The following is an 11,423-nucleotide window of genomic DNA, read 5'->3' as shown; positions in this document are numbered from 1 at the left end:
CACGTTCGCTAGCATTAAGCGAATCTGTTCTCTTTGTCCTCCTGGAAAAACATCAATCATTCGTTCAATACTTCCAGCCGCATCTGAAGTATGCAGCGTGCCTAGAACTAAATGCCCAGTTTCAGATGCCGTTATAGCTGTAGAAATGGTATCCATATCTCGTAATTCCCCTACGAAAATAATATCAGGATCTTGTCTTAAACTTGCACGAAGCCCACTTTTAAAGGAAACGGTATCTGATCCTACTTCTCTTTGTTCGATAATGGACTGTTTGTGTTCATGCAAGTATTCAATCGGATCTTCCAACGTAATAATGTGTCGGTTCATTGTTTGGTTTACATAATCAATCAATGCAGCCAGTGAAGTACTTTTACCACTACCAGTAGGGCCGGTGACCAAAAATAGCCCATGTGGCTGTTGCACTAATTTTTTAGTGATATCCGGTAAACCCAAGCTATCTACACTAGGAATTTCTTTTGAAATAATTCGAAAAGCAAGTGACAGAGTATCACGCTGATAGAATACATTTACACGAAATCGAGCAACTTCAGCAATGCCATACGAAAAATCAATCTCTCGCATTTGTTCAAGCGTCTCATACAGTTCTTGACTTAGCATCGTTTCAGCAAAAGATTTTGTATCATCTGAAGTAAGATAAGCCAGCCTTTGAGGAATTAACTTTCCATCAATTCGAAATACTGGTGCAGAACCTACAACCAGGTGAACATCAGACGCTTTTTTTTCATAGGCAGCTATTAATAATGTGTTTAATGGCTCAATCATCACTGTCTCCTTATTCATTAATCGATGCAACCCGTAAAACCTCTTCCAAGGTTGTCTTTCCAGCTTTTACTTTTATTAACCCATCGTCAATCAAGAAACGAACGCCTTGTTCATTGATGTGCTGTTTAATTTCTTGAATAGACGTCTGATTCATCATCATTTGCTTTATTTCTTCTGTAATCACGATTAATTCATGGATCGCCATTCGTCCACGGTAACCGGTATGACGACACACATCACAACCCTTTGCGAAGGTTATCGTCTCGATGGTTTGATTGCGACGTTCAAATATTTCTTTCTCGACTAGTGTGGCTTCTCTTGTCTCTGCACAATCTTTACAGATTTTTTTGACAAGACGCTGAGCTACGACACCGCTTATAGCTGATACAATTAAGTACGATTCAATTCCCATATCAAGCAAACGCGGAATCGTTTCAATGGCACTATTCGTATGCAATGTACTAAACACTAAGTGACCTGTTAATGCAGCACGGACACTATTTTCAGCTGTTTCTTTGTCTCGAATTTCTCCAACCATGATAATATTTGGGTCTTGCCGCAAAACAGAACGTAAGCCTGCAGCAAAGGTCAACCCAATCTGTGTGTTAACTTGAACTTGATTGATACCCTCTAGTTGGTACTCAACGGGGTCTTCAATTGTAATAATATTGCTTTCTGGATGATTCAGTTCATTAATCGAACCATATAAAGTCGATGTTTTTCCGGAACCTGTCGGACCTGTTAACAAAATCAGTCCTGACGGTTGAGAAATTAATTTCCGATAGTCTTCTAAAATATCTTTCTCTAAGCCAATATCCTCTACTTTTCTAAACATATTGGAGATATCTAATATGCGCAATACAATTTTTTCACCGAAGATCGTCGGTAAGGTTGATACCCTTAAATTGACTCGTTTGCTCAACACATTTGTACTAATACGGCCATCTTGAGGCAAACGCGTCTCCGTAACGTTCAAACCCGCTATAATTTTGATTCGAGCAACTAACGAATTCATTAAAGCTTTCGGTAAAGGTCGTTCATTTCGAAGCAACCCATCTACACGATAGCGAACAGAGACGTGGCGTTCTGTTTGATCTAAATGAATGTCTGATGCACGCAATGATACACCCGTTTCTAATAGTTGATTAAAGATTCTTACTGCAGGAGCGTCTTCACCCTCAATGTAGTCAATATTTACTTCCTTTGAGTCATACAAGCGATTGATAGTCTGTAATAAGTCGTCTTGTGTCGCGATGACTGGTTGAACTACATAACCCGTTGAAAATTCTATCTCCTCTATGGCATAAAAATCCAAAGGGTCATTCATTGCCACAATCAAACGCGTATTCTCTTTTCTAAGCGGTAGCAATAATTTTGACCGTGCAAAATCTTTTGATACAAGCTCTAATACAGAGAGATCTATCGGATATTGGTACAAGGACACACTTTCAAGTTTTAACTGAATCTCTAATGCATCTAGCAACTGTTTCTCAGTAATGTACCCTTGATCAACTAATAAGTCTCCTAATTTTTGGTCTCGCTTTTTCACACTAAGTGCTTCTACGATTTGCAACTCTGTTACGAGCCCTGCTTCTTTCAATAAATCTCCTAATTTTTTCTTTCTAAAATCTGCCACATTCTCGCTCCTTTCTACTAGTCTTCAACGATTGTTCCTGAATTTATAATATCTTCTGGCTTTGGATCAGTAGTTGTACCTGATGAACCAAATGGGAAACCGGTTGTGTCAATAGGCTTATACGAGAGACTAGCGCCTCCTTTTATTTCAAATGTTTTTGCTATTACAGAACCATTTATTAAATAACCACCATCTAAAGAAACTTCTGCATTTGGTGCAATAAGCATCATATTGGAAGGTCCGCCAGGTGTACCGCCTGAATAACTTACTTCATCACTATCTGTCAGAAAAACACCATTTATATTTGTATTACTTATCTCCACATCTTCATCTTCTCCAAGAGATATAATGTTGGAGTTCATCTGTGTAATTCCTTCAAAGTCAGGCGAGCCACCTTTATAAATAAATAGAAGTTGTTTACTTGGCCCCGGTACGTTTATTTTTGACGTTTGCCTAAACTCGATTTCATCGTTTACGACCAATGTAATCGTACCCTCTCCTACAATATCAAGATTGCCTGACATAATCGATAAATCATTGACCAAAATCGTATAATTCCCGCCCATTGGATTAAAACTTAATGTTTTCCCGGCACCTATTTCTATTTCATCAAATCTTATATTCTCTTGAACTTCAATTTTATAGGTATCGATCATCCAACTGTTTATAAATAAATTGCCATTATCTTGAACTTTATGCTGACTCGAATTATCCTTTTGGATTATTTTATCTGGTAATACTTTAAAATCATTTGGATTGTATTTGGTTGCTTTAACTCTATTCAATAATCCTTGATACCCTCCAAAATCAATATCTTTTTCTCTAGCTATATTCTTTTTAAATCCATTCGCATTATTTTTTTTATCTATCAGTTTTTCAGCAGTTGTTGTACTAGGAAAATAAAATGTCGTCTCAGTTAAGTTTGGTCCTCCTGAAATTTCAATAGATTTATCTATTACCGAGTTTGTATGTATATCTCCAGTCAATTTACCACCTTCACTAATTTCAATATCTCCTTTTGTTAACAAGACTGCATTAGCTGGAACTGCTGGTAATCCTCCACCACCTGTGTTTTTTTCGACCCATTTTACTGTTAGCGGTTTTGTAACTGTTCTTTCTTTTCCGGCTATTTCTCCGGTAGAATAGATTGTATAATTTTGCGCATCCACTTTTTTAGTAAGAATAGTTGCACTAGGTGTATTGCCTAATTGCTGATCAAATTGTACATTCGACTGACCATTTTTTTTAGTTAGTATAGTAGATACTTCATTGTAGAAAGCACTTTCTGTTGCATTTTTATTATAAGCAGCCAACACTTCTCTCTGAATCTGATCATACGCAGCAACAGCTCCGGCTTCTGCTACATAATAAGCAGACGTATCATCACGTGTCGCATCACTTAATCGATAGCTACCGATTGTGAGTGTACCGATTGCAATACCTAATACCGATAATACTAAAAGAACCATTAATGTCAGAACTAGGCCGCTGCCTTTTTCTTCCTTACGAAGTTGCTTGATACCCAATTCTACCCACTCACTCTCTGAAATATATTGTTGTTTGGTACTCTTTTGGTTGGTTTGTTTTTTCGGATATACTTTTTAATAGAATGTTTATACTTTTTTTTTCTGGTTCAGAAGACACAGTAAAACTCTCTACATCTTCCGCCAAAATTTGGTTGGTATCCTTTAACAGTTGCGATCCGTTTTTGCTGAACGCCACAACGTTATCAATCAAAAGAGCTTCACCTGACTCAGAAATTTTTATAGAACTATATTTTTCACTACGGATATCTCTAGACATAACTGAAAGTGCGTAAGCATAATCATTTGACTGGCTAGCAGAATAAGATTGTGTCGTATATTGTTTTTGCCCAAACATGTGTACCGCACTTGCCAATGCAAGTACCACTGAAAGTAATGCAATACTGGCTAGTAGTTCGATAAGAGTCATTCCTGATTCACTTTTCAACTCAATTTTTGTTCTTTTCTGCTGTTTTGAATGATAGCCGCGTTTCCATTTGCGCATAAATTTTTCCTCCTTTGCTTTCGGAGATCTCTACAGTACCTTTATAGAGATTTTCTGATTCTTTAGATATTTTTGATACAATAGTAAACCCAGCTTTCGTACTTGCATCCTTAATCAGCGTCATAGTTTCATTCACACTCTTTGTGGTGGAATAATATGTAAGCAATTCAATTTGTTCTTGTGCAATAAACGTAGCTTCATTTACGGTATCGGTCTGATTATTTGTTTTAGCTGCTTGAATAAAAAATGACATAAACGTCGTGATGATAAGCGATAGGATTAAAATAGAAGCCAAAATCTCGACAAGAGTCATTCCGTCTTCTTCAACTAGTAAACGTTTCATTTTTTTCTTATGCCAGATTCCCATAGTATTCTTCCTTTTTTTAAAGATTTAGTTGCTGCATATTGTATAAAAGACTATCCTAACTTAAAAAAAGTGAACGAGCTCACCTATTAAGCTAGTTTTCATTTATAAAAGGCTTAAAACAAGCGTTATCCCTTAATAGCTACTATACAGTACTCAAGAGAAAAATACAGCGAAAATAATAAAAAAAAGCTTTCAAACAAAAAAATGAAACGGCTTTCAAAAATAAGCGTTCGATCAATAAAGCAGATAACGATTTCAAGCGATTTCTAAGCTAAAATTATTCTGTTTTAAAATAGTCGTTCTTCAATTGAATGTTTATTCCCATAAAAAAAAGAGCTAGTTTTTTCTAGCTCTTAAATCGTTAATCGTTTTGTAAGTTTATCTTACCATCGCTAATGAACCCATTGGATCCCAGGGTTCTAATTCAATAACCGGTTCATCTAATGCTTTTAACCACTTATCGGCAACGTATTTTTTATCTACGGCTACTTGGTAGGTAAACTCATCGAACCAGTTGTCGCTCATTGAGAAAACGCCTTTTTTACCAGGCTTATCGCCCCAACTATTTTCAACTTTCCAAGTTAATGGGTTTCCTTCATCGTCTAAGTTGACTCCGACTAATACCATCGCATGCGTTAACAGGCTCTCGCCATAATCCAACCGTTGGGCTTTCGTCATGTTCAACCCTTCTCCAAGAGTCAAATCATACTGGTAGGTGTTCTCGTCCATAATCCCTGATTCTCTTTCAGACATTTGACCAACATCACAACCAAACCAAACAGGTTCACCTGCTTTTATTGAATCAATCGCTGCTTGTTTTAAGACTTCAATCGGCGTGTTAATGTAGCGGATCGGCTGACCTTCTTTTACTGTCCCTAAGTACTTAACGGTATAGGCTTTGCCGTAAGGTTTATCACTTGTTGGTGCATTTAATAAACTAACCAAACTTGTTAAATCCCACCCAACGTATTGCTTAAAGAATTCTTGTGGCGTTATTTTGGCAATCCGGTGAAAAGCCTTATCTTTATCCCGGTAATCGTAAGTGAATTCTTCAGGAACTTCACCTAGTGCTTTAACTAAAACAGAATAGATAAAATACAACATTTCTTCTTTTTTAGCAGCTAGTTCTTCAGCTGTTTTTCCTTCATTATGGCCTTCACGCAAAACGCTCGCAAATTCACGTAATTTAGCTGTTAGAATTTTATTTAAAACTGCCGTATGTGAAGAATGGAATGTTTCTGGCATCACTGATTTAGGAACGGCTCCGTACTTTTCTAAAATGCCCGAAAACATATCCCATTGTCCGCCATCTTGAACAGGGTCCATTAATAAATGCGCAATAATTCGTGAGTTTTGTGCTTCTTCTACGGTATCCACTATGCTATCTAAGAAATAATTTGCTTTTTCTAACTTGTCCCAAAACAAGGTATAGTTTTGAGAAAACTCAAACGTTTCAACATTGAGTCGTTCCATCGTTCCAACACGAGCGGTATTTAAAGCCGCAAACATCCAGCAGCGTCCACTGGCTTGTTGGTTCGTTATTTCTCCACGTTTTGTTTCTTCTGAAAAAGAAAAAAAGTGACGTCTAAGCAAGTCGTTGTCTAAAGAAGCGGTATTGATACCAACTTTAGCAATGGCTCCCTTAATTACTTGATTCTCACGATTTCCTTCAAATCGCGTTTTGTACTGCGTTAATAGGTCTGTATGGATTGTCAAAAAATCTCCTCCTCATCTTTTCTTAATCTCTATGTTACTCTTCTTTAATGTGATTTACAATTTGTTTTAAACACCTTTTTTATTTAACGTCTGATTTCTCTTTATGAAATAGTCCTTTTTTATTTTTGCTAAACTCATTTGAACGAATATACCCGTTGCCACTCCGGCACTATCAATCACCGCATCACTCACCATTCCACCTCTACCTGGAACGAAAGTTTGGTGCAGTTCATCTGAAAGAGCAAATAAAACACCCAATACGAGCGCTAACAGCATAGATTTTCCTCCACTTATCCCACTAACTTTAAAAGCATTAGCAGTTAAAAAGCCTAACACCAAATAAATAAAGAAGTGCGCATTTTTTCTCACAAAATGGTGCAGATCATCAGGAGCAAAATAGCGAAGAAACACGCTGGATAACGAATAGAAGAAAAAGAGGACAACTAAAAGGATGAGGACTCTTTTAAGAGTGATTCTTATTTTTTTATAATGAAGGAACTTTAGAACGACATAAGCTAGTCCAATGACCATCAGGATCTGTAAAAATTTAACGACTTGAATCGTGACGTAGATCATCTCTTGACTCAAATTAAAGGATTGACTCGCTGGTTGCGACGAAAGATAAAAGATAGACGCCATCCAAAAAAGAACCGCTGCCCATGCTATCCATTGTTTGTTTGATAATTTTAGCATTGATTCACACCCTTTTTTACTATTCCTATTAGTTTACAGCTTTTCATTCATAAATACAGCTATTTTAACGTCTAAAACAAAAAAACCTCGACACAGACAAGCGCTGCGCCGAGATTTGGTTAGTGAAGTGGACTAGATGACTTCAAAAATTTCTGTTTCAATTCGTTCAGTGTAGCGCGCTCCAACGACTGACGCACATAAGTCGACGCCTTCACTTTGGAACAATTTTAAGGCGCTGATACTTTCCATTGCTAACTTAGCGTTCTCAGCTGTTAGCGTTAAAAGCGGGTCTTTCACGCTCATTGTTTTTGATTTCCCCAAACTTGTATTGAATCTTAATTCTAGTACTTTTGCCATAATCATTTTCCTCCTTTAATTTTTTGGATAGTGGATAAAGTGTCTTTCGTTAACGCTTAGCGTGTATAGCGGTATTCTTCAGCAACCACTGTATAAGAAGAAGGTAAGGCACTTACTTGCTCTAACGCTGCTGTAAAACCTTCCACTTGTTCTGGTGTAACTCCTTGAATCGTATCTTCGTAGTTGCGTTTGATGATTTTCTCATTCACTGCGTCCTCGAAATGAACCGCGATTGAGCCTTTATTCCATTCTTTTGCCATAATGTGTAGCCTCCTGTAGTTTATTTTTGTAAGGTTTGTCATGACTGCTTACACCCCTAATAACGTTTCAGCTTTTTTATGTGTTACCCAGCTGGTTTTATATGCACCAGAAAAGGTTGCAATTTCTTCATCATGCTTTTACGCCACTGATAAATAGTCTTACGGCTGACTTGATTCTTTTCTGCAATCTCCGTTACCGTTAAGCGATAAATGATGGCATCAATTAAATAAAATTGTTCTTTTTTCGTTAAATATTCGAGCATCTCATAAATTAAATCCATTTCAAGACACTCCTTTTCAAATTGTGACTGTCTATCCGGATAGTTTTCTTCCATTAAGACTGGCCAACTTGATTCGTTCAATGCCTTACGCCGTTCCTTTCTGCGCAAATCTTTAATGTGCCACTGGATTTTTGTAAACGCAAAACCACCAAAAGGATAGATAAACGCTTCATTTTCTGGGTCTTCCGGAAACGTTTCATAGGCTTCGACTAACTTCAATAAACCTTGCTGCACAAAATCATCGTAATCAGGATGGGTTCTTTGAATTCCTAATCTTTTTAAGACACCAAATACAATCGTACTGTGGCGATCAAAAAACGCTGTCTCATTTTCAGTCATCAGTTTTCTTTCCATCTCAATCATTCCTTAACAGAGTGTTACAAGGCCTTGTACACTCACAGAATAAGTGATAATCTACGCTGCAACAACGCTTCAAATCCTTGGGAATCTTCTAAGAAATCAGATAAAAAGCATCTTTTATACGCAAAAACATTCCGTTTGATTTATTTTTTCACAAATGAATCAATTAAATAAACAAACAAGCATAAATAATGATGATTTCTAGCCGTTATTTTCATAATTGCCACATTTTTTACTCTATACTAGCTTTTTTAGGATCAAGCTTATCCCCTTCTTATCAATGGTTAAGTACGCTTTTAACTAGAATTTAATGAGAGGATAATAAGATTTTTCTCATTAATAAAAAAAAGAGATTTCTTTCGTGAATTCGGTTACAATACACTTGTAATTCTATATAAACAAGTCCAATAAGAAAGTAGGAATGTTAAATGGTAGAGAATTTCGATCAGTTTCAGGCGATAAATACATATAAAATATGGGAAAAGGAATTTATTCAATCATCTAAACATCAGGTTAACCAACACTTAACCAAAGATGCCTTTCTGTTGCGTGAAAAACTGATAGACAACAGCGAATACGTCCAAAAGAAACAACAACAATCGTTTCGTTTTACCCAAGCTGTACTTGAAGAAATCGCTGATAGCTGTATTGAATTCAACCACATTGTCCTGACGAATCAAGTTATTTACGTCAAAGACATTAGTGCTTTAAAATCTACCCCATTTAACACGCTTATCTTTTATTTGAACCGCGATCCGGTAAAATCAAAAGAAACAACTACTGAGATTATGAATCGTTATTTTGAGACCAATCTCTTACCATACGATTACATTAAGTTAGCTGGAAAGTGTATTGGTATAAATAAATGTTGTCCTTATGTTTATAACGGAATTGCTTATGTACCAGAAAAAGGACCAACGAATGCTCATGTCAGCTGGTATGCTATGCATCATGTTATTCATGCTACTAAAGAAAATAAGTCCACTGTAACCTTTCTACATTTTAGGAATCAACACGAACTATCTTTCGAGTTCGGCAAAAAAGGCTACGAAAAACAACTGGAACGCGTTATTAATTTATACGCGCTGCAACAATTATTCAAACAAAGAATGATGACTGATTTTAATTTAATGGAGTGCACACCTACTGAAAATGAGTTAAATGTGATTCATAAGCGATTACAAGTTGCTGCACCGTTGCTTTTAAAATCGTACTCGTTTCAACAATTCTTAAACTACTTGCTTTTCTTTAAAGTTCAAGAATTGCTGACAAAGGTGCTCGGTGAAGAAAATCCATACATCGAAGACATTATGTCTACTTTTAAAAAGCCACCTTTCCTCTTTCGTTTCTATAAATAGCTTTTTTAGGAGTCAGAAAATAAAAAAAAACCGAAAACACTCTAACAAGTGTTTTCCGGATTTTTTGTCTGATACAGTCTATTCTTTTAATAAGTAGTGGCTTTATAGTTTACCTTTTTTAAACTTTCATTGATAAACACTTGATGTGCCGAAGCGCGTTTGTTTACTGGAACATCCTCTACCATTTCGCCAACTCTTAAACACAGTTGGTAAAAAGTCTCGGCATCTTCTTGTGTTTCAAATTCATAAGTATGGGCTAATTCTCGAGTATCAGCATAATACAAGACCACTTCTTTGTCTTCTCTATATCCGCTAAAATACTCTGAAAAGTGTTCAAGATCTTTCATCCTTTTTCCTCCTTATATTATTCCGTTCCATCAGATTGCAATAAAGGTTTAACAATTTATTAAGCGGTTACATTCCGTTCGTTTTTTTAAACCTTTATCGTTTTTATCATACCTCTTATTTTTTAAATATACTAGTGATTTATTTCATTTGATAGCAAATTTTAAGGCAATTTTAACCTAACTTTTGTTTTTTATTCTAACCTTTTTAATTCATAAAAATGTGTTTATTTAGGAGTAAATACTCTTGCTCACTGTATCCTACACAAAAACAGACGAGTGAGGCATTATTCTCAGCAACTCGTCTAGTTCTGTTCTTTTTTGGATGAGTAACAGTAATAATCTTTCTCACTTCTCTTTTTTATTTTTTTTTAGACCAGTTGGCCTTTATTAATCACTCACTCGTCCAAAAATTACGCAGCAAGAGTCGGAGTTCGTTGGGCTACTTTATCCTACACAAAAACAGACGAGTGCTGGATTATTCTCAGCGACTCGGCTAGTTCTGTTCTTTTTTGGATAAGTAACAGTAATAATCTTTCTCACTGAGCTTTTTTATTCTTTTTTAGACCAGTTGGCCTTTATCACTCACTCACTCGTCCAAAATACCGCAATAAAGCTAGTATTTCGTTGGGCTACTTTATCATACAAAAACAGACGAGTGAAGGATTTTTCTCAGCGACTCGTCTAGCTTTGTTCTTTTTTGGATAAGTAACAGTAATAATCTTTCTCACTTCTCTTTTTTATTTTTTTTTAGACCAGTTGGCCTTTATCAATCACCCACTCGTCCAAAATACCGCAATAAAGCTAGTATTTCGTTGGGCTACTTTCCTACAAAAACAGACGAATGAGGAATCATTCTCAACAACTCGTCTAGTTCTGTTCTTTTTTGGACAAGTAACAGTAATAATCTTTCTCACTCAGCTTTTTTATTCTTTTTTAGACCAGTTGCCCTTTATCTATCACTCACTTGTCCAAAAATATCGCAGCAAGGTTCGGATTTCGTTGGGTTACTTTATCATACAAAAACAGACGAGTGAAGAATTTTTCTCATCAACACGTCTAGTTCTGTTCTTTTTTGGATAAGTAACAGTAATAATCTTTCTCACTTATCTTTTTTATTCTTTTTTAGACCAGTTGGCTTTTATCAATCACTCACTCGTCCAAAAATTGCGCAGCAAGAGTTGGAGTTCGTTTGGTTACTTTATCCTATAAAAAAAAAAACGAGTGATGAATCATTCTC

The 11,423-nt window shown here is 36.2% G+C and carries 12 protein-coding genes; 1 reads left to right on the top strand and 11 read right to left on the bottom strand.

Translation table 11 applies throughout. From position 1 onward, the window contains the following. The 10 genes from WBF61_RS05695 to WBF61_RS05650 all read right to left on the bottom strand — a co-directional run. On the bottom strand, positions 1 to 783 hold a 783-nt coding region (locus WBF61_RS05695; RefSeq protein ID WP_424254709.1), incomplete at its 3' end, for a type IV pilus twitching motility protein PilT. A gap of 10 nt (positions 784 to 793) precedes the next feature. After that, a complete protein-coding gene (locus WBF61_RS05690) occupies positions 794 to 2,419 on the bottom strand; it encodes a GspE/PulE family protein (protein ID WP_424254707.1) in 1,626 nt (541 codons plus the stop codon). 17 nt (positions 2,420 to 2,436) lie between these two features. Then, positions 2,437 to 3,945 (bottom strand): DUF7305 domain-containing protein, encoded by a 1,509-nt coding sequence (locus WBF61_RS05685; RefSeq protein ID WP_424254706.1) that lies wholly within the window; start codon positions 3,943 to 3,945, stop codon positions 2,437 to 2,439. A gap of 10 nt (positions 3,946 to 3,955) precedes the next feature. Next, the gene (locus WBF61_RS05680; protein ID WP_424254704.1) at positions 3,956 to 4,447 is read right to left on the bottom strand and encodes a PilW family protein; all 492 of its coding nucleotides are present in this window, start codon (positions 4,445 to 4,447) and stop codon (positions 3,956 to 3,958) included. Then, on the bottom strand, positions 4,392 to 4,814 hold the full coding sequence (locus WBF61_RS05675) for a type IV pilus modification PilV family protein (RefSeq protein WP_424254702.1): 423 nt from the start codon (positions 4,812 to 4,814) through the stop codon (positions 4,392 to 4,394). The genes WBF61_RS05680 and WBF61_RS05675 overlap by 56 nt, the downstream gene beginning before the upstream one ends. Before the next feature lie 378 nt (positions 4,815 to 5,192). After that, positions 5,193 to 6,530: an aminopeptidase C gene (locus WBF61_RS05670; protein ID WP_424254700.1), complete on the bottom strand. Its 1,338-nt coding sequence runs from the start codon at positions 6,528 to 6,530 to the stop codon at positions 5,193 to 5,195. A 66-nt stretch (positions 6,531 to 6,596) separates the two neighbouring features. Beyond that, positions 6,597 to 7,223, bottom strand: a complete 627-nt coding sequence (locus tag WBF61_RS05665; RefSeq protein WP_424254699.1) for a VanZ family protein — start codon at positions 7,221 to 7,223, stop codon at positions 6,597 to 6,599. Between the two features lie 132 nt (positions 7,224 to 7,355). Beyond that, on the bottom strand, positions 7,356 to 7,580 hold the full coding sequence (locus WBF61_RS05660) for a DUF2922 domain-containing protein (protein WP_424254697.1): 225 nt from the start codon (positions 7,578 to 7,580) through the stop codon (positions 7,356 to 7,358). A gap of 56 nt (positions 7,581 to 7,636) precedes the next feature. Continuing rightward, positions 7,637 to 7,840 (bottom strand): hypothetical protein, encoded by a 204-nt coding sequence (locus tag WBF61_RS05655; protein WP_424254696.1) that lies wholly within the window; start codon positions 7,838 to 7,840, stop codon positions 7,637 to 7,639. Positions 7,841 to 7,923: 83 nt separating this feature from the next. Beyond that, positions 7,924 to 8,475 carry a sigma-70 family RNA polymerase sigma factor gene (locus WBF61_RS05650; RefSeq protein WP_424254695.1) on the bottom strand — a complete coding sequence of 184 codons (552 nt, stop codon included), beginning with the start codon at positions 8,473 to 8,475 and terminating at the stop codon, positions 7,924 to 7,926. A 434-nt stretch (positions 8,476 to 8,909) separates the two neighbouring features. Here WBF61_RS05650 and WBF61_RS05645 point away from each other — a divergent pair, with 434 nt between their 5' ends. Beyond that, positions 8,910 to 9,839, top strand: coding sequence for a competence protein ComK (locus WBF61_RS05645; RefSeq protein ID WP_424254693.1), 930 nt, complete (start codon positions 8,910 to 8,912; stop codon positions 9,837 to 9,839). Positions 9,840 to 9,925: 86 nt separating this feature from the next. Here the strand turns inward: WBF61_RS05645 and WBF61_RS05640 are convergent, their stop codons facing one another. Next, complete coding sequence (locus WBF61_RS05640) at positions 9,926 to 10,186, bottom strand: hypothetical protein (protein ID WP_424254691.1); 261 nt, start codon at positions 10,184 to 10,186, stop codon at positions 9,926 to 9,928. Positions 10,187 to 11,423: the final 1,237 nt, after the last annotated feature.

The organism is Carnobacterium sp. (genome assembly GCF_049673005.1).
In the GTDB taxonomy this organism is placed as follows: Bacteria; Bacillota; Bacilli; order Lactobacillales; family Carnobacteriaceae; genus Carnobacterium_A.
Note: the sequence above shows the minus strand (reverse complement) of the source record. Positions and strands in the feature narration are given on the sequence as shown.